At 59.1% G+C, this 18,262-nt stretch carries 14 protein-coding genes and 4 pseudogenes; 8 read left to right on the forward strand and 10 right to left on the reverse strand.

Annotated features, from left to right (window positions below):
* Positions 1-817: 817 nt before the first annotated feature.
* The 3 genes from AC0L23_RS34835 to AC0L23_RS34845 form a co-directional block, all read right to left on the reverse strand.
* Complete coding sequence (locus AC0L23_RS34835; RefSeq protein ID WP_310473295.1) at positions 818-937, reverse strand: glutamine amidotransferase-related protein; 120 nt, start codon at positions 935-937, stop codon at positions 818-820.
* A 343-nt stretch (positions 938-1,280) separates the two neighbouring features.
* Positions 1,281-1,580, reverse strand: coding sequence for a Dabb family protein (locus AC0L23_RS34840; RefSeq protein ID WP_310473296.1), 300 nt, complete (start codon positions 1,578-1,580; stop codon positions 1,281-1,283).
* A gap of 941 nt (positions 1,581-2,521) precedes the next feature.
* The gene (locus tag AC0L23_RS34845; RefSeq protein WP_259219220.1) at positions 2,522-3,211 is read right to left on the reverse strand and encodes a methyltransferase; all 690 of its coding nucleotides are present in this window, start codon (positions 3,209-3,211) and stop codon (positions 2,522-2,524) included.
* Between the two features lie 916 nt (positions 3,212-4,127).
* Here AC0L23_RS34845 and AC0L23_RS34850 point away from each other — a divergent pair.
* Together AC0L23_RS34850 and AC0L23_RS34855 are read left to right on the forward strand one after the other, a co-directional pair.
* Positions 4,128-4,547, forward strand: coding sequence for a hypothetical protein (locus tag AC0L23_RS34850; protein ID WP_473358039.1), 420 nt, complete (start codon positions 4,128-4,130; stop codon positions 4,545-4,547).
* Positions 4,548-4,655: 108 nt separating this feature from the next.
* Positions 4,656-5,324 carry a helix-turn-helix transcriptional regulator gene (locus tag AC0L23_RS34855; protein ID WP_473358065.1) on the forward strand — a complete coding sequence of 223 codons (669 nt, stop codon included), beginning with the start codon at positions 4,656-4,658 and terminating at the stop codon, positions 5,322-5,324.
* An 18-nt stretch (positions 5,325-5,342) separates the two neighbouring features.
* On the opposite strand, the pseudogene AC0L23_RS34860 reads toward AC0L23_RS34855, so the two are convergent.
* The 3 pseudogenes from AC0L23_RS34860 to AC0L23_RS34870 form a co-directional block, all read right to left on the reverse strand.
* Positions 5,343-6,689 (reverse strand): annotated as a pseudogene (locus AC0L23_RS34860) (aminotransferase class III-fold pyridoxal phosphate-dependent enzyme).
* Positions 6,690-6,817: 128 nt separating this feature from the next.
* Positions 6,818-7,042 (reverse strand): annotated as a pseudogene (locus AC0L23_RS34865) (hypothetical protein); the annotation flags it as partial.
* Positions 7,043-7,328: 286 nt separating this feature from the next.
* Positions 7,329-8,369 (reverse strand): annotated as a pseudogene (locus AC0L23_RS34870) (Tm-1-like ATP-binding domain-containing protein); the annotation flags it as partial.
* 618 nt (positions 8,370-8,987) lie between these two features.
* On the opposite strand from AC0L23_RS34870, the gene AC0L23_RS34875 reads away from it, so the two are divergent.
* The 4 genes from AC0L23_RS34875 to AC0L23_RS34890 all read left to right on the forward strand — a co-directional run bounded on the left by AC0L23_RS34875 (position 8,988) and on the right by AC0L23_RS34890 (position 12,235).
* Entirely contained in the window at positions 8,988-9,587 is a 600-nt protein-coding gene (locus AC0L23_RS34875) for a GNAT family N-acetyltransferase (RefSeq protein WP_259219223.1), read from the forward strand.
* Positions 9,588-9,672: 85 nt separating this feature from the next.
* On the forward strand, positions 9,673-10,782 hold the full coding sequence (locus AC0L23_RS34880) for a histidine decarboxylase (protein ID WP_473358040.1): 1,110 nt from the start codon (positions 9,673-9,675) through the stop codon (positions 10,780-10,782).
* Between the two features lie 405 nt (positions 10,783-11,187).
* Positions 11,188-11,850: a helix-turn-helix domain-containing protein gene (locus AC0L23_RS34885; RefSeq protein ID WP_473358041.1), complete on the forward strand. Its 663-nt coding sequence runs from the start codon at positions 11,188-11,190 to the stop codon at positions 11,848-11,850.
* Positions 11,851-11,917: 67 nt separating this feature from the next.
* Entirely contained in the window at positions 11,918-12,235 is a 318-nt protein-coding gene (locus tag AC0L23_RS34890) for a hypothetical protein (RefSeq protein ID WP_259219227.1), read from the forward strand.
* Here the strand turns inward: AC0L23_RS34890 and AC0L23_RS34895 are convergent.
* Positions 12,232-12,960 carry a TetR/AcrR family transcriptional regulator gene (locus AC0L23_RS34895; RefSeq protein ID WP_259219228.1) on the reverse strand — a complete coding sequence of 243 codons (729 nt, stop codon included), beginning with the start codon at positions 12,958-12,960 and terminating at the stop codon, positions 12,232-12,234. The two genes, AC0L23_RS34890 and AC0L23_RS34895, sit on opposite strands and share 4 nt — an antisense overlap.
* 138 nt (positions 12,961-13,098) lie before the next feature.
* On the opposite strand from AC0L23_RS34895, the gene AC0L23_RS34900 reads away from it, so the two are divergent.
* Positions 13,099-14,298: a cytochrome P450 gene (locus AC0L23_RS34900; RefSeq protein WP_473358042.1), complete on the forward strand. Its 1,200-nt coding sequence runs from the start codon at positions 13,099-13,101 to the stop codon at positions 14,296-14,298.
* Between the two features lie 137 nt (positions 14,299-14,435).
* Here the strand turns inward: AC0L23_RS34900 and AC0L23_RS34905 are convergent.
* From AC0L23_RS34905 to AC0L23_RS34915, 3 genes and pseudogenes are all read right to left on the reverse strand, one after another.
* Positions 14,436-14,597: pseudogene (locus AC0L23_RS34905) on the reverse strand (Y-family DNA polymerase); the annotation flags it as partial.
* A gap of 223 nt (positions 14,598-14,820) precedes the next feature.
* Positions 14,821-15,219, reverse strand: a complete 399-nt coding sequence (locus AC0L23_RS34910) for a Rid family hydrolase (protein WP_259219230.1) — start codon at positions 15,217-15,219, stop codon at positions 14,821-14,823.
* 106 nt (positions 15,220-15,325) lie between these two features.
* Positions 15,326-16,699 (reverse strand): NAD(P)/FAD-dependent oxidoreductase, encoded by a 1,374-nt coding sequence (locus tag AC0L23_RS34915; protein WP_473358043.1) that lies wholly within the window; start codon positions 16,697-16,699, stop codon positions 15,326-15,328.
* Positions 16,700-16,846: 147 nt separating this feature from the next.
* Here AC0L23_RS34915 and glnT point away from each other — a divergent pair, with 147 nt between their 5' ends.
* Positions 16,847-18,244: a type III glutamate--ammonia ligase gene (glnT, locus tag AC0L23_RS34920; RefSeq protein ID WP_473358044.1), complete on the forward strand. Its 1,398-nt coding sequence runs from the start codon at positions 16,847-16,849 to the stop codon at positions 18,242-18,244.
* The last annotated feature ends 18 nt before the right edge of the window (positions 18,245-18,262 follow it).

The raw sequence follows: 18,262 nt of genomic DNA on the forward strand, positions 1-18,262 counted from the left end.
CACGCAACGCCATCGTAGAACTCGCCGCGCTCGCGCGCATGTGTCAATCAGGCGGCCTTCGTCGTATGCGTACTTTGCGCGCGGGCACCATAGTTTTGGAGCTTGATGAAAAATGCAGCCTAAGATCGGGTGGTGTTTCGTTCTCGAACAAGCGCTGGTAGCCGGCGACGTGATGCTTGCTCAGAAGATCGCGCTCGAGACCGACGAAGCCGCAGTGCTCGCGCTTGCCAACCGGTTTGTCCGAGACCGCCCGTCCTGCCCCGAGTAGTACGGCGTACTTACTAGTCCGCTCATGGGCGGGGCCGCCGCCTGTGACAGTGGCAGCCCCTAGCCGCGAAGGCACCGTTTACGCGATACATCGGCAGCTCCGCGGCTACAGGTAAGCCTCAACCCAGTGATCGCCTTCTGCAATGTGATCCACTTGTTAGCCTTACCGGGCGCGAGTGGTCCTCTGCTGATGATCTCAACACTTGCCATTGTTTCGCGTGAACGCCTCGCGCAACTGCCTCCGTGAGCAGGGCTCGGTGGGTCATTGAGATATGCGATTGTTAGCCTGCCCGAAAGATAGCTCAGGGTGCTAGCTTCGCAGAAGCAGGGATTTGCCGTCGCATCTCGATGAGCTCGAGCGCTCCCTCTCTTGACGCCCGCATCAAAATCAAACGCACGCGCGTGGCCGGGCAACGAAGCCGCCGCGCCGAATACAATGGCGCGCCGGCTTCGCATTGGGTGAACCCGGATGGGGCAATGACCGGTGCCTGAACGTAACGCTCCGATGCCTCGCCGCCCGCATTTGTGACACCGATCTATACGGCCGCGTTTAAGAAAGCTCTGCAAGCCGCAGGTAGTTTGCGAATAGTGCGTCCCCTTGCGATGCGAGTATCGACTCCGGATGGAACTGCACGCCGTATGTCGCTTGATTGCGATGGGCAAGAGCCATGATCGCCCTGTCCCAGAGCGCTGTCACTAGCAGAGCGCGAAGTGCCAACCCTCGGATCACCCACAATGGTCTCTCCGTTGCAAAATAGCTTTCCCGTCCGCAATCATATGAGCCCAGAAGGGATCGCACGTCACATACGAATGCTGCCCGAGTACCGCGTCGCTCGATGCGCTATCCAGGAACGTGAGGTGCCTCCGTTGCGAGGGGCCTCGCACGGCTGTGACGGGCTCAATCCACTGCAGTTCCACTACTGCATGACTCTGTCGCTCAGCGATATATGGATGATCGTAAGTCGGCCCGGCGAAGGCGAGCGTTATATCACCAAAAAACCCCTATATGCCTGTCAGCTAACCACGCCCGTAGCGAGGGCCTGCCGAACATACTGGCTCCGCATCTGCAGACATGCTGCAGTCGCCCGCGAGACGTAGCTCTCGCAGCGGCTTACCTGCCGGATCGATTGCTGGTAAACCTCGTGCGCTTTATAGGGTTCGAGCTGGCCTTCGTTGTCGAACTCACCGTAGACGATCACGTCAATTTCGTTTAGCCGGTCACTCTTGCAGTTACGAGCGACTTCAAGCCGGCGTGCGTACGGGATTTTGGCGAGAACGGAGAGGGCTTCGACTTTTGTCGATATATGCCTTATCTTTTGCGGTGAAGAATACGATGTGTCGAATCATAGTTGGCCGTCGGTAATCCCGAATAATTGCGGTTTGATTTCGCGGAAAGCGAAGCATCTTCGCCAAATCATGCAGGACTCGGGCAGCCGTCCAGTGGCCACCGCACGGCAGGCGCCCTGCACAATGGCACTGCCTGGTGTTTAGCTGAATCTCCTTCGGCCGCTACTCCGCAAGGTGGACCATGTCTGAGACCAGTTTTCGCCATGCAGTAAGAAAGCGCCTGATCATCAATCCCCGGGACAAGTTTAAGTATATGACTGCGTCGACGCCATTAGCTTTGCGCGGACGATGAAACGATCTCACTTGCTGGATTGAGGCATAAGAACTGCAGGAAAATGCGGCTCGTTTGTCGAATACAGGCGAGGCGCCGTCATAAAGCTGAGGGGAAAGAGCGCCGCCAACCCCTGAAGCGTTGATGTCGAGGCATGACTTCAACTCTTAAAGTGCTAGCCGGCTGATCACCGCAGAGAGATCGCTCGTGAAACTACACTCAACTTGCGTGGCGATGGTCCACCCCTGCCGCCGAGTTCGTTTTACAAGTTCGCGATCGTCGTAGCGTAGCGCATCGAGCCCGCAACGCTATCTCGCCCACAGCGTCAGATCTCACTGTCAGGGCGAGGAATTGTGCCCGTTCCCCAAGACGCGTCCGGCCGAACCGCTCGAGCCCGGGCGGGATTAATGCTCACCTAGCACTCCGCGGTAAAGCCAACCGGTGTGTTCTGGGAGGCTATTGTCTGGATCACGGCACCGGAGCTGCGATGTCTCTCGACGGTCGCGATCGAGATGCGCACTCGCTGCACGCGGCCAAGCGATTTCAGCTCGGTCGGGAACATGCAAATTGGCCTGATCTACTGCACCGGCAAGCGCTGACGTGATGGGTCCCGCGCGCTTCTTGGCCAATAGATTTTCATCGTGCGGATAGCTTCCAAACGATGCGGACGTGCCCGCCTGGAATGGTCGGTCGGAAAATATGCATGTCTCTGACGCGCAGTTTGCTCTCCTCGATCAGGTTCATGACATGCCCAACGTCTCCTTGATCGGAGAAAATCACATACATCGCACCCTTCGGACTTAACCAGACGTGCGCCCCTCCGACCGCGGCGGCCATGACCTTGTGATCTTCATCGAAACACGAACGCTCCAGATCGTCATTGGCCTTGCGGTTCCAATAGGGGGCGGCAAAGATAATGGTATCAAATTGTGCTCCAGGTTGTAGCGCAGCATAGGTGTCACTCTCGAGGGCTTCTGCTCGATCCCCATAGCCTAATCGCTCGATGTTTATCTTCGTCGAGAGAACCGCCTGCGGATTTATGTCGAGAGCGACTAGACGTCTTGCCCCGGCACGGAGTGCTGCAAGGCCCAGCACACCGGATCCGCACCCAAGATCGAGTACCGCCGCGCCGGGCTCGATGTGCCATTTCGAGATCAGTGCGTCCGGTGCGTGACTTAGGCGCGGTGACAAAACCCCGGGCAGGATGTGCAAAGACATGCCGCCGACTTCGACATCGTGCGGATCATTGTTCAAACGCAGTTCGGCCAACATTGCATCGACGTCTGTTGTTTGGCTGCGTACGGATGCGCCGAGTTGGGTGATCACTTTAACCTCCATGAGTGCTTAGCGCGCGGCGGGAGTAGTCCAGGGCAGCAACACGGCGGGGCCAGACGCGTGCGAAACCGGCAAGCCGTTCAACGTTAAGCTCGATGATCGGGCAGAGAAGGTTGATCCGCTCGGGCGCGGTGTTGCACCTCTCGGATATGGCCCAAGGAAGATATCGCTCATCTGGCCGCGCCCACTCGCTTGGTGTCGTAGCCCTCAATAGCAACGTCCATGCCAAGCGTTGGCCGGATTAATTTCGAGCGGGGTCTAGACATGCGGCCGCACGGCGGCTGAAATTGAAGTGCTGCAAACTCCTTGACGTGAATCATCGTGCCTCACGCGACAGAAGAGCGCAGTTTGCGGGCTGTTCCAACCATACAATCGAGCGCACAAGTCCGCGGCCCCCGGGACGCTGATCACAAGCGCCCTACCGTGAGCTCGCCACACGGTCCGGCTGTCTGCTTAGCCTTCAGAAGGCCCCGAGCACTCGATCGGCATCATCTTCCGTAACATCGTCGTGCCGCTGATGTCTGGACGGCGACGATCAGGCGAGAGACGCGTTCTCATCCTGGTTGTCGCGCCATAAATGTACGCTTGAGAACAAAATGTCGGAATAGGACAAGGGCTGAGCCGTACGTGTGTTTGAAATGCGGAGCGCACCATATTGCGCGAGCCGCACGGCAATTCCCGGATAAGCAACAGGAGCTGCCGCGCCGCCGCCGGGGGAGCGGCGCCATTCCTGAGCCCGCTTCGTTCCGAAAACTCGCAATTGGCTAGCCTCGGACGACGCTCCCGGTTGGTCATCGCCTTATTGCTCCTGTGGGAGGCGGCTCCAAGGCTGGGGCTCCGATCGGTTGCCGCGGATCGTCACGGCCGCCGGCTTGGTTGCCGATCGGGCTGCCCGAACTGGCATGGAATGGGCGACACATCTGATGCGAATCCGAGCAATCCCGCCCCGGGCACTGCAGGCGAGCAGGCGCTCGTCGAACGTCAACGAGGTTCCATGGTCGCGCTCTCCGCTCTGATGAGCATGTCCATCGGACCGGTCGGAATGGTCCCGCTAGGTGGCGTGCGAATTGAAGCATCGGTTAGATCGAGTAGATCGATGCTGCCCGCATTGTGCAACGTCGCGCAATGCGAATTCATTTTGTTTTGTCTCAATGCAGGGCGTCACGATGTGATGCGGCTTGTGCGTTCGGCAATCAATCGGTCGTCAAGGCCGGCAATTGGTGCGAGGATCGAACCGGATGCGGCGAACGTGCCGGTGCCGCTGTCCAGTCAATCGCCAATCGCTGGAGGAGCAGACCGGCTCGGACCTCGGCTCGGCGGCAACTGAAATCGGTGGCCCGGAAATTGCCTAAGTAAGAGCAGTGCCTCTCCCGGCGTCGCCTGCGCGAGGGACTACCAGATGTCCCGAATGGAGTGGAATCGAGGAGGGTTGGCCATGCTGATGCTCATGGGCCGCTCGGACACCGCAACGAACGAAGCCGTGCATTTTGCCCATTCCATGCTGGAGGGCTCGGCGACGGCGTTTTACGAAGTCGACGAGGGCTACAACCTCCGGCGCTTTCTCCTGTCGCGCATTCCGGAGCCGTTTCATCTACAGTATCTCGACGGCATGAGTGCCTTCGACCCGCAGCATCCGAGTCATGCGGGTCACCTTGCGGTGGCGCGCCTGAGTAAGACGATGGTCGGCCAGCAAGCAGGCGAGACAGCACTCTACCGCTCGTTCATCCGCCGATGCGGCATCGTCGACATGCTCGATTTCTTCTTTCGGTGCGACGACCAGATTGTCGCCGGGATCAGCGTCGTATGGGACAGGGAGGCCAGGATCCCGGAGGGCGCCGTGACCATCGCCGAGAAGATGCACCAGCACCTCCAGTTCAACCTGGTCGGCCGCGCCGCCGCGTCCGAGGACGGGCAGCGCTACGCGCTGACCAGCCGCGAGATGGATGTGGTGCGGCTGTTGTGCTGCGGCCGCACCAATCGCGAGATCGGCGAGTGCCTTAAGATCGGCCAGGCGACCGTGAAGACGCACCTCATCCACATCTTTCAAAAGCTCGGCGTGGAGACGCGCTCCGCGGTGGTGGCGCTGATGGCGCGGCCGAATTAGCGGCCACGCCTGCCTTCATCAACCAGTCGCAAGGCCGTGGTCGATCGCGTGAGCGATCGTCCTGGCGTCCTCGGCCGTAATAATCAACGGCGGAGAGAGGATAATATTGCTGCCGGAGACGCGCACCATCACGCCGGCATCGTAGATGGAATCGGCGATCTTTCCGACGCGCTTCTTGTCGAGCGCCTTCTTGCTGCCGCGGTCGGCGACCAGCTCAAGCGCCGCCATCAAGCCCTTGCCACGCACGTCGCCAACGATCTCGCGCTTTTGCTTGAGAGCCGCGAGCGCCTCGTTGAGGATGGCGCCGGAGGCCTCGGCCCTGGTGTCGAGCTTAAGCCCCTTTGTTTCGGCAAGCGCGGCGATGGCGGCCGCGCAACCGACGGGATGGCCGGAATACGTGTAGCCATGGCCGATCGAGCCGAAGCTCGTCTCGTCGCTCTCGAACGCCTCGGCGATTTTATCGCCGATCATCGTGGCGCCCAGCGGGAAATAGCCCGATGTGACGGCCTTGGCGATTGTCATCATGCCCGGCTTGACGTTCCAGAGCCGCGCGCCGCACCATGCCCCGGTGCGGCCGAAGCCGGTGACGACCTCGTCCGAGATCAGGAGCATGCCGTAGCGGTCGCAGATCTCGCGCACGTCCCAAGAAACTCAAATGCGGCACGATGACGCCGCCGGCACCGAGCAGCGGCTCCATGATGAAGGCGGCGATGGTGCCGGCGCCCTGGAATTCGATCTCGTCGAAGAGCGCATTGGCGCGGAGCTGCGCGAGCTTCGCAGGGTCGGTCTCGTTGAAGGGATTGCGGTAAGTCCAGGGCGAGGGGATGTGATAGACGCCCGACAGCAGCGGCTCGTAGTTGCGGCGGAAATTGGCATTGCCGTTGACGGATGCGCCGCCGAAATGCGTGCCGTGATAACCCTTCTTCAGCGCCAGGAATTTGGTGCGGTCGCGCTGGCCCTTGATCTTCCAATATTGCCGTGCGAGCCGCAACGCGGTCTCGACGGAATCGGATCCACCCGAGGTGAAGAACGCGCGCACCATGCCCTCCGGCTTGAACCATTCGGTGAGCTCATAGGCGAGCTCGATCGCAGGTCCCGTCGAGACGCCGCGAAAGCCGGAATAATAGGGCAACTCCTTGAGCTGGTCGGCCATCGCCTTCTTAATCGGATCGCAGCTGTAACCGAGCGTCACATTCCAGAGCCCCCCGACCGCGTCCAGCACGGTCTTGCCTTCGATGTCGGTGACGTGGATGCCCTCGCCCTTCATGATGATCCGCGGCGGATGATCCTGCATGTCTTTGGGATGCGCCATCGGATGCCAGATCCGGCGGCATTGTTCTCGATGAGAAAGTTGATTTCGGGCATGGGTGGCTCCGCTGTCGAAAGGCAAGGCCGAGGATGTGGAGGGCCTGCCGGTAAGAGTTCTGGGGATGTCGAACATCGAACCAGACGGTCGAGAGCCCGCAGGCGATCGCACCCTTGATGTTGCGTTCCTGGTCGTCGACGAACACGCAGGCCTGCGGCGCGAGCTCGAGGGCACGCCGCGCGCGCGACGGACGAAGGTCTGCATATCCCACCAGTCCGCGCCGACGAGCTGCCGACCTCCCGGCTGCGAGTCCGCCAATACTCGCGCTCGGACAATTCTCGGCGAAGCCCGGGTGATTGATGTGGTCCTTGATCACGTGAAGCTCGATCGGCGGGCGGATCGCAGCAAGCATTTCCGTGACGAAGGCGCTGAGGCCTTCGGGATCGTACAGCGTCTCGCGGTCCTGATCCCATCACGGCGCCATAGGCGTGGGGTCTGGCTTCAGGATGCCGGCATGCGTGGCGTCGACGATTATCTCGAATGCCCGAGCAGCGGCCGCTTGCGCCGAAACTCCGCGCCTTAGAAGAGGTCGAGGCTGGTTGGAGAGAATGGCGACCTTTGCGGCCGGCTCCTCGCGCGATCCGGATGGCGCGCCCGGCTTCGGGGCGGATGATGAGCATCGGATCAGCGCTGGACGCGCCGAACGGAAGGACGAAAGCTACTGGCGCCCTCGCCTCCGCAAGCTTCGCGGCAACGGCGCGCGGCTTCCGTCGGCGATCGACGGCACCGGAGGTCGCGGACGCAAGCAGGCGATTATGCGCATGGAACGGACGATGGGCGAGTTCCGTCGGCACCGGCAGCCAGGCGGGAAAGTCCACCATGTCGATGGCGCCAGGCGCGACGATTTGCGGAATGCCGTTCCGGCCGGCATTCATCAGACGGTCCGAGCCGGAGTTTACCACCGAGCCCATCACCTGGTTGGCGACCTCCTGAAGGCTGAGGTCGAGCACCGCGGCAAATCCGCCTTGCGCTGCGATCGACTCCATCGCACGGCCGCCCATGCCGGTGGTGTGGAACACCACGACCTCGTAGCCGCGAGCCTCGAGCTGCGGCTTCAGCTCGACCATTTAGCTGAGGCAGCTCTTACCGAGCGAGGTCAGCGCTAAGATCGGGCCCTCGGGCCGCAGCCTGATGGCGCCGCGGGCCGCGCCGACGATCGCGCCGCAGGCCTGCGACAGCACCGCCGTGCAGGTGCCGTTGAGGCCGTAGAGGCCGCCGGCCCACAGGATCATCATCAGATCGGCGGCGATGCGCGCGGGGGGAATCAGATGAGAAAAGGCGATGGTCGACACGATCAGCTTTGGAAAGCCGAGCGGCAGGGCGAGCGCGATGTCGAGCGCGAGGTCGGTGCCCATGGTGCCGCCGATCGCGATCATGGCGTCGATCCGGCCCTGGTCGCAGTGTTGCCGCGTCAGCCGGGCGGCGCTGCGCGCCATCAACGTCATCGACGAATTCTCGTCGCCGCTCGCGATCACGGCGGCGATCGTCGTGTCGGCGGCGGCGGCCACCGCGTGCTTGTCGTGCGCTGCCTTGTAAGGGGGATCGCCGAGCACGCTGACGTCCATCAAGACGGTCTCGCCGCCGGCGTCCGCAATGCAGCGCTGCATGAACAGGAGCTCGTCCGACGTAGTGTCGCCGGTGCCGATCAGCAGGATGCGAGGGCGTGATCTGTTGGTCATGGAAGGCCGGTGTCGGCGAACGGACGCGCAACGGCCCATGTCCGAGCGCAGTGAATGTTGCCGCAACATTATGGATTTGCTGCGATGCATGATATCCACCTATCGGTGGATTGTGAGAAATGTCGCATCGAAGAAGGACCGTCGGCCTCATTCTGGTGTGAAAACAAATGTTTTGAATTCCTCTCAGATGCCAGCGCTTGCTTCAGCACCTCTCGAAATCATCGCCCACGCCGATATTTGAAACTCACAGAACGCGCGAGGACGCTTGAATTGCCGTGCTTGGAAGACTCTTTGCACATTCGCGCCTCAGACTCGCTGATCATTGAACTGCATAACTGCTTGCTTGCGAAGATCGAAGCGTGTCGTGTCGATAATTCGGCAACCTTGTCGCGAACACGACGGCAGGCTTTACAGAAAGCGGGAACACCGCCGAATTCCGACTGGCCTAAATCCTGCACGACCCTGATGGCCAACATGTCGCCGACCCACCGCTGAGCTACGAGCTGCTAGCGATGGAATGAGGATGTCCGGCACCGCGAATGCCTCAGGTCAGAACCTCATCCCTCCGTTGAAGCTTTCCTTCCATGTCTTTGTTCGTACACTTCGGGAGCGTTAATCGTGCAAATCCCAAAAGAAAATGAGGCGATCAAGCTAGTCTCCTCTGAGGACCGCGCAAGGGTCAGTGCCGTTCTTACGACGGCCTTCACAAGCTGCCCATTGTTGAGATGGCTTTATCCCGAGCCGGACCGCTACTTGCGGAATTTCGGCAAATTCCTCGAGTACTACTCTGGTGATCCCTATACGGATCGAAGCGGCGCGTGGTTCAACAACGGCGATAAAGGCGCGCTGCTCTGGCTAACCGACGAAGTGCACCGGGACGATGCGCGGTTGATCAAGTTTCTACTTGGTAGCGTTCCTGACTTCAGACGAGCCGAAACCGAAGACGTTTTCGATCAGTTCGGCAAATATCACCCCCAGAAAGCCTGTTGGTACTTTACGATGCTGGGTATCGATCCCATCCATCAGCGCTCCGGACTCGGGGAACGTCTTTATCGATACGGCCTCGGGATCTTGGACGAGGCGAAAGGACTCGCTTTCACTGAGGCCACCAGCTCCGAGTCGGCGAGATTGTATCAGCGCCTGGGGTGGGAAGTTCTCGGAGAGGTTCAGATCGGCAGTTCGCCATCGTTCTTCCCGATGGTGCGTTATCCGAAGTGACTGCGAACTAGGTGCGTACGGTTGGACCGGCGGTGGACCAGAATAGCTGACGCATGGTCCCCGGCGAGAATCAGAAGAGACATTCATGCGCGACTTAAACGCCGCAAAGCGACTTGATGATCTGTTCCAGTCAATGAAAAGGGCAAACGAATCATTCCTCGGCTATCCATTTGCTAAGGGCTTCAACTATGAACAGCTGTGGCGTTTCATGAAGTTGACGGGCAACAATCTTGGAGACCCTTTCGAGCCGGGAACTTACCGGGTCAATTCCCATGAGCTCGAATGCGAAGTCGTCAACTTCTTTGCTCGGCTTTTTCGGGCACCCTCGTGCGGGTTTTGGGGCTATATAACCAATGGAGGTACCGAGGGGAACATCTACGGACTGTATCTTGGCCGCGAGCTGTATCCAGGCGCTATCGTCTACTACTCGCGAGATACGCACTACAGTGTCAGCAAAGGCGTTCGACTGCTTGGGCTGGAGCATCGGGTCGTGGCCGCGCAGTCCAGTGGAGAAATCAGTTATGAAGATCTAGGAGAGCAGGCGGCACAATACCGATCTCGCCCTGCCATCGTCGTTGCGAACATCGGCACCACGATGAAGGAAGGCAAAGATGACATCTGTAAAATCCGCAGCGTCCTCCATCATGAGGGCATCACCCAGATCTATATCCACTCGGACGCGGCACTGTGCGGACCGTACGCGCCGTTCCTGGACTCGAAGCCGGCATTCGACTTTGAAGATGGAGCGGACTCGATCACACTCAGCGGACACAAGTTTCTGGGAGCGCCGATGCCGTGTGGGGTCGTAATCTCGCGGAAGCAACATGTCCAGCGTGTCATGGGGCGGGTCGATTACATCGGCAGTTCGGATACAACCTTGAGCGGATCGCGCAATGCGTACACGCCGATTACTCTTTGGTATGCCATCCATACTCTGGGTGTCGAGGGAATTAGAGACACGTTCGGCCAATGTGAGCAGCTAGCGGGCTACGCAGCAGATAAGCTTCGTGCAATCGGGATCGCCGCGTGGCGTAATCCCCATGCGCTCACGGTCGTCTTTCCGCCAGTCGGAGAAGGCATCAAGAGCAAATGGCAAATTGCGACTGCAGATGTTAGCCACCTGGTCGTCACTCCTGGCACGACCAAGCGCCAAATCGACTCGCTAATTGAATCGATGTCGAGGGCCAGAACGTGAGATTCCAACTATCGAAATTCCGGCCTCAAAATGCCTTGGCACTCTCTGGCAATCGATGGGATGACGTACTCGGAATTGACGGCCGGATGGCGCAGGCAAAGTCCTGCCACGCTGCCGTTGAGTGCGACGCATCAAAGCGCCAGCGACTGAGTCGAAAATGCCGCCGCATTCCGCTGCTTGCATTCGTCAACCACACTATCGGAGTTTCTCGCGCGCAGACAGCGTCTAGCCAGGCTGGCAGTGGGTAACGTGATGGCGAAGTCCTAAGCTAATCGTGACAATTCCTGAGCTGTTCGAGTGCTAGGCGATTGTGGCTCAGCAGTAACGCTCCATCCTCTTCATCGATCGAGCCACGGGACTCGAAGAGCGTCTAAACGCGCCATCTTACAGGAGAGGAATGCTGAATTGCGCAAGGTCGAGCGAGCGGATCGCAAGCGCCCAAGTAACCAAAAGAATGAACGAGTGGACCGGCAGCTTCTGAACGACGCGGCCGGGGCCACGAAAGTGCCCATCGATCAGAGAATAGGCGCTACCATTCGTCGCGTTAGACGCGAGCAGGGGCTTACGCTTGCCAATGTTGCGTCGGCTGCCGATATCTCGTCTTCGATGCTCAGTCGTTTTGAGACCGGCAAATCGACCGCTAGCCTAGCGCAGCTCGAGCGCTTATGCGTGACATTCGGCGTCGACCTCGCGCTATTTCTAAATGCGATCGAGCAAGCGAAACGCGAGCCCGAGTTCATCAAGGCCTCTGCTCGAAAGGAGGTCATGCGCGCGGGTACTAAGTACGGGCACACCTTCCATTCACTTTCGCAAATCAAAGGATCTGGGAAGGACTTCGAATCTTTCCTCGTTAATGTGAATAGGAGCCAAAGATATCCGCGCTTTCGGCATCGCGGGACGGAGTTCATCTATATGCTGAATGGCACGGTTCAATATAGATACGAAGATGACCGCATACTCCTTCAACCCGGCGATGCATTAACAATTCCGGACAATGTCACTCATGGTCCGGAAAAGCTCTTCGATGATAACATTCAGTTCATCGCCATTATCATACATAAGTTGTAGAATAGGACGATCCGCAGCCTTTGTGAAAAACTAGCTTCTCTGGTCTTACCTCGGTCGGAAAGCCGAAATGACCTACGTTGAGAAGCCTCGAGTCAGCATGGTGTTTGTCGAGCATCGCCTCGACGAGCAGCTTCTTAAGCCTGGCATTCTCGTCGCCCAGCCCCTTCAGGCCGAGTTGCGGCTCAGCCTGCCCCTCACCGTGGGCGAGGACAACGACACTCCAAGAAGCCGAACCGGCTTTGGAGCGGCATCTCGTTTTCCAGCAATTCTGTCGCGTAGGTGTCCGTCTTCGTTTCGGTACGCTCAGCGCATCCTTTCGCACGACAGCCCATTTCTTGGCTGCGAGGATAGGTCGGCTGCAATCAAGCCGGCGCTGCCGAACTAAAGAAAATCACCGATGGTAACTCTCGGCCAGGTCTGTGTGCGCCGAGCGGCTTTAATCTTCGCCGACCAAGCGTCGATGAGACTGCCGAGGACCAATCGTCCGTTGCCACGAATATCTGGCCATTTCATCGTTGGAGTTCCCAGTGGCAGCGAGATCACCCCATGCGCCGCCGATAGCAGGGCGGCCGCTAGACGCTCCGTCAGCCCCGGCCTCGCCTCCACCCCCAATTCGGAAAGATACTCCGCGATCGAAGTCACAAAGAGCCCGTATCCCTTTCGTACGATCTCAGTTTCACCGAAATAAACCCCATCGGGAAAACGCCTGTCCTCGACCGTGCCGGCCATCGAATAGAGCGATCGAAAATGATCGGGGTTGTCGACCCAATAATCGATATAGCCCTCCATGACGCGCCGCAGCCGGGCCTCGCCGTTGGAATGGAGCGCGCGGACTTGTTCGAGCCGATCCGCCATTTCCTCGAGATTCCGCTCCTTCACTGCCAGCAGCAGCAGGATCTTGGTGGGAAAGTATTTGAGAACCGTGCCCTTCGAGTAACCGAGCGCATCGGCGATCTTCTGGATCGAAACGGTTTCGAGTGTGCCGCTCGCGAACTCCTTTTGCGCTGTCTCAAGGATTCGAGCCTGCAACGCCCGCTTGTCAGCTTCTTGGCGCGCGCGCTTCTGAAAGCGCCGCATCCCTTTAGAGTTTCCTGATCTCTCGGTCGACATCCCAATCTCCGCCCGGTGTGTCCTGCCGCTACATGGCTGGAATCACGAGTAATTAACGCCATTCAACTCGTAGCTTGCCAACTCCAGTGATAAATGACTATAGTCAATTAACTTGAGGCGACCAAATGGAGGAAAGCAGTGGCAACGTCGGCACGCGAGTATGCCTGCAGCGATTTTGATCCGTTCGACTGGGACACTCGCATCGACCCCTATCCGGCCTACGCCGCGCTTCGTGCGAAGGCACCCGTCATCCGGCTAGAGAAGTACGGCATCTTCGCCGTGCCGCGTTTTGCCGAGATCAAGGCGGTCTTTGCCGACCAGGTGAACTTCAGCAATGCCGGTGGTGCCGGCATCGCAAATTATTTCAAGGAGAAGCCGTGGCGTGCGCCGAGCATTGTCCTTGAAGCTGACCCACCGCTACATACACGCACCCGAAAGGTGCTAGCGCGGATCATGTCACCTGGTGCAATGCGAGGCCTCGAGAATGGCTTCAAGGCCAAGGCCGCCGCGCTGGTCGATGAACTGGTCGAAAAGAGATCGTTCGACGCAATCCGCGATCTTGCCGAAATATTTCCGGTGACTGTATTTCCGGACGCCCTGGGCATCGACACTGAGGGCCGCGAAAATTTTCTGACCTACGGCGCAATGGTGTTTGCCGGCATGGGGCCGGAGAACGATTATTTTCGAACTCTGATGGCCAAGGCACCTGAGGTTTTGCCTTGGGTTGCTGCAAAATGCCAACGGGACGCCTTGACTCCGGGCAGTTTTGGCGCGCAGGTCTACGAGGCTGCCGATAGCGGCGAAATTACCCATGACGAAGCACCTCTGCTCGTCCGGTCCTTTCTCTCGGCGGGACTGGATACGACAATCAGTGCAACAGGCATGGCCCTCTTTAGTTTGGCCCGTCATGCGGAGCAGTGGGCCATATTGGCTGCCAATCCTTCGCTGGCGCGCGCGGCGTTCGATGAGAGCCTGCGCTATGATTCCGCCGCACCTTACGTGTTCCGGACCACACCGCATGAAACCGAAATCGCTGGCGTGCCGATCGGCAAGCACGAGAAAGTGTTGCTCCTGATCGGTTCGGCAAATCGCGACGAAACGCGGTGGGAACGGCCTGAGCAGTTCGACATCACCCGGCGCGTTTCGGGACATATCGGCTTCGGCACCGGGATCCACGGCTGCGTGGGGCAGATGGTCGCGCGGCTCGAAGGCGAAGCCGTGCTGGCCGCCTTGGCGGCGAGCGTCGCATCAATCGAGATAACGGGCGAGCCGGTATACCGCGACAGCAGTGGATTGCGGGCACTCAGCTCGCTGCCGGTACGCGTTACGACGAAATAGCCTCAGGCCGGGCTCTTTGCAGCGCAAGGGCGCCACCACTGGCACGAGTCGCCGACCGGCGCGCCAGATGGCCGTTAGGGTCGGCGCGGGGAAATTGTGCGGCTTTGGCTTAAGATGCGCGCGCTCGCGGGCTTCGCGGCGACCGCCTTGTGCACCTCGAAGCGCGGCTTCACGAGGATGAGGTCGGGGCATTGCCTCTTCGCCGTCCCCGACCGTATGGCCGACCGAATGCCGAACTTGCGGTCTTCGTAGCATGCAGTCGCCACCACGCCGCAGGACGTGTGGCGTGCCGATGGATGCGATGCGTAAGCTTCCCGAAAAAGCAGGCCTGAGGCTTGCGCTCCGCGATTACCTCGACAAAATATGCTCGCCAGCCTGCTCATAGGATCGAAAAAGGCCCGAAGCTCGTTCGAGCTCCGGGCAAGTGGAGGGAGAAGCACCCGATAGGGCACCCTGCCGCCATTCGCTAGGTCCCTAGCTCGCTGGCGGCTGCGAATCACTGATTTGGCGGGAGCGCTGAGCCTATTCGATCAACGCATAGGCCTCGATCTCAACGAGCTGCCACTCGCGCAACATCGAGGTGACTTGAACAAGCGTTGAAGCCGGTCGAATCGCGTCGAAGATCTCAAGGTGAGCTCTTGCGACTTCGTCGGCGTCAGCAATATTGCGGACGTAGACAACAGTTCGGACAACATCACTAAGTTCCGCGCCTGCTGCCCCAAGTGCAAGCGAAATTATCTTGAACGCGCCTATCGCTTGGTCATAAGCGCAACGCGCTTCGAAGCCGGCCGGCGCACATGTGCCGGAGACGTGTATTTGGCCACGCTTCGCAACCGCTCGCGAATACCCAAAGATATTTTCATAAGCTCCGCCAGAGGATATGTTTTGCCTATTTCGTCGCGCTCTCGTATCAACTGTCATCTATACTCCTTCCGTGCAATGTCGTGGTGGCGGTAGTTAGTCGAGTCTGGCGGGCCCTCCCGTTCACAAGACCAGCAGTTTCAAACGCTGCAATCGATGCTCTGTCTTACAGCCCTGTGGCATCGCGGACACGGTACCATGCTTCGAAACAAGGTACCGCCGGTCTTGCGAATGCGTGCAAAGCATGACTTGGAAACGTCAGCGCATCGAATGCCGACCGGCCTTCCGCCTTCCCGAGCATTTGAAGCGCAATCTTTCGTCCGAAATGGGTAGATCGCGAAACGCCCGTTCCGCAATATCCCATCGCGTAATGGATGCCATCGGGCGTGCGACCCAAGTGCGGGAGCTCATCGAACGTATACCCGATCAAGCCGCTCCAGGCGAACGACACCCTCACATCGCTCAACATCGGAAACGTGCGGAGGACATCGCGAGCCAGATGCGAATACCCGGCAAGAGCGGAATCTCTGGCGAAATGGTTTCCGCGTCCGCCCCAGATTAGCCGGTTCTCCCCCGGTGCTGGACGGAAATAGAAGAAGACGCGATGGGTGTTGCCGTAGACGCGCCTCTTTGGCATCAGCTGATCGAAGAGGTTCGCGGGTATTGTCTCGGTGGTCAGTTGCGCCGAGCGGATCGGGACAATCCGCTTACCAAAGAACGAGCCTACATTCTTGGTGTACCCATTTGTTGCAATGAGAACTTCTCTGGCCTGAGTCTCAAAGCCATCGAAGTGTAACGTATGTACGGTTCGCTGACTTGTGATCTCGCGTACGGCGGCTTGACCGTGAACCACAGCACCAGCCTGGATGACCCGGTCCAAAAGTCCCGCATGATACCTGCCTGGATGCAGGCTCGCATCGTCCGGTAGCAGCGATCCGCCATGGAAAAGATCTGAGCCGATCTCCTTATGCTGCTCAGATCGAGTGATCATACACGAGTCGACGCCGACGTATTGTCTCAAGTCTTCCATGTCGCGAGCCATACTCTCGTAATGCTCTGGCCGCATCGCGCCTCGGAATCGCCCGCAACGGGCAAATGAGCAGTCGATCTTCTCTCGTTTGACAAGGGCTTCGATGCCGTCGAGCATCTCGATCCCTTCGCGAAGCAACTCGATCGCTTTCCGCTCGCCCTTCATCTGGACGAGGGTCTTCACCCGAAACTTCTGATTGCCGCTGCCGACTTGGCCGCCATTGCGCGTGCTTGCGCCAAAGCCGGGCACTCCAGCGTCAACGACCACGACGTGCCGTCCCGCACGAGCAAGGACCAAGGCGGCAGAAAGTCCGGTGAATCCCGCTCCGATGACAACAACGTCGGCTTTCTTCGGGGGTCTTGGCCAAGGCCCCATCATCGGGGGCGCTGCGTGCCACCAGAAAGGAGTGCCCGGCGTGGACCAGGACTTGGCGCAGCCTTCCGCAAGCTCCCACAGGCGAATGCCCATCTGCTCTTTTTCGGCGTCAGCCATTTCGATGGAGATCGACACGTCATGTCCTAAGCGTGAGAGCAACTTGCATATGATAAAAAGAACTTGCACGAAATGCAATATCAGAATACAACTTCTTCGTCGGGCATGGGCAATGCGCCAGACTTGGTGCAACATGGCGACGAGCCATTCAAAGGAGAAGTCAGAATGCATCTCCCGAACGCGTGGACTGGTGCATTGTCACCCGGAGGTTTGGCGACGCCCAGGCAGTTGGACCTTGCCGGCGCGCAAGCGTTTCTCAAGCAAGCGGGTGTCCGTTACGTTCTTGCGCAATTCGTCGATCTGCACGGAGTCGCCAAGAGCAAAGCCGTGCCGGTGCAGCATCTCGATGATGTTTTGACGGACGGAGCCGGATTTGCGGGCGGTGGCGCGTGGGGCCTTGGGCTTCTTCCCCATGAAGCCGAATATATGGTGATCTGCGAGCTCGATACATTGACGGTGACGCCATGGGCGCCGGGATATGCGCGCATGATGGGCGTCGGTACCGTGAAGGGTGAGCCGCATCCGATCGACACGCGTAATGTTCTCAAGCAGCAAGTCGCCCGACTTGCTGAGCGCGGGTGGACGCTCAATACGGGACTGGAGCCCGAGTTCATTCTGCTGCGGCGGGAGCCGGATGGCAAGCTGTCGCCATTCGACGGGACTGACACGCTCGCCAAGCCCGCCTATGATTATCGCGGCCTCATGCGTGGCCGCAGCTTCCTGGAGCGCGTGACGGAATGCTTACAGGCCGTTGGAATCGACGTCTACCAGATCGATCATGAAGACGCCAACGGGCAGTATGAAATCAACTTCAAATACGCCGACGCCCTAAAGACGGCGGACCAGATCGTCTTCTTCAAGATGGCGGCCTCGGAAATCGCCCACGACCTGGGTGCGATCTGCTCCTTCATGCCCAAACCGCGCGCCAACTCTACGGGTAATGGCATGCATATCCACTGCTCGATCGCCGATGGAGACGGTCGGAATCTCTTTCACGATCAAGCAGACCCGAACGGAATGGGCTTAAGCAGGCTGGCCTACCATTTCCTGGGTGGTGTACTCGCGCATGCAAAGGCATTGACGGCGCTTCTGGCGCCGACCGTGAACTCCTACAAGCGTCTCGTTGTTGGTAGGACTTTGTCCGGTGCGACATGGGCTCCCGCCTTCATTGCCTACGGAGACAACAACCGCACCGCCATGGCACGAATTCCCTACGGCAGACTCGAGATACGCACCGGCGACAGCAGTATGAATCCCTACCTTGCGACCGCAGCGCTCATAGCCGCGGGCCTCGATGGTGTCGAGCGCAAGCTCGAGCCAGGTGAGCCCAAAAACGTCAACTTCTATGGCCTGTCCCTCGAGGCCATCAAGGAAATGGGCGTGGAGCTGCTTCCTCAGACGCTCACCGAAGCGCTCGATGCGCTCGAAGCCGATCGGCTATTTGCCGGCACGCTCGGGGAGCCGGTGATCAAGGAGTTCGTCTCGCTAAAGAGATCGGAGTGGCTGGAGTACCACCGCCACATCTCCGATTGGGAAATCGACAGGTATCTCAACTTCTTCTGATCCTATCGTGTGCCGGAG

The sequence above is a fragment of the Bradyrhizobium sp. MI1.4 genome (genome assembly GCF_055811315.1).

Coding starts and splice junctions, on each gene's coding strand:
- AC0L23_RS34835 (WP_310473295.1), bottom strand. CDS start 937: ATGGCTCTTGCCCATCGCAATCAAGCGACATACGGCGTGCAGTTCCAT.
- AC0L23_RS34850 (WP_473358039.1), top strand. CDS start 4,128: ATGGGCGACACATCTGATGCGAATCCGAGCAATCCCGCCCCGGGCACT.
- AC0L23_RS34855 (WP_473358065.1), top strand. CDS start 4,656: ATGCTGATGCTCATGGGCCGCTCGGACACCGCAACGAACGAAGCCGTG.
- AC0L23_RS34880 (WP_473358040.1), top strand. CDS start 9,673: ATGCGCGACTTAAACGCCGCAAAGCGACTTGATGATCTGTTCCAGTCA.
- AC0L23_RS34890 (WP_259219227.1), top strand. CDS start 11,918: ATGACCTACGTTGAGAAGCCTCGAGTCAGCATGGTGTTTGTCGAGCAT.
- AC0L23_RS34895 (WP_259219228.1), bottom strand. CDS start 12,960: ATGTCGACCGAGAGATCAGGAAACTCTAAAGGGATGCGGCGCTTTCAG.
- AC0L23_RS34910 (WP_259219230.1), bottom strand. CDS start 15,219: ATGACAGTTGATACGAGAGCGCGACGAAATAGGCAAAACATATCCTCT.
- glnT (WP_473358044.1), top strand. CDS start 16,847: ATGCATCTCCCGAACGCGTGGACTGGTGCATTGTCACCCGGAGGTTTG.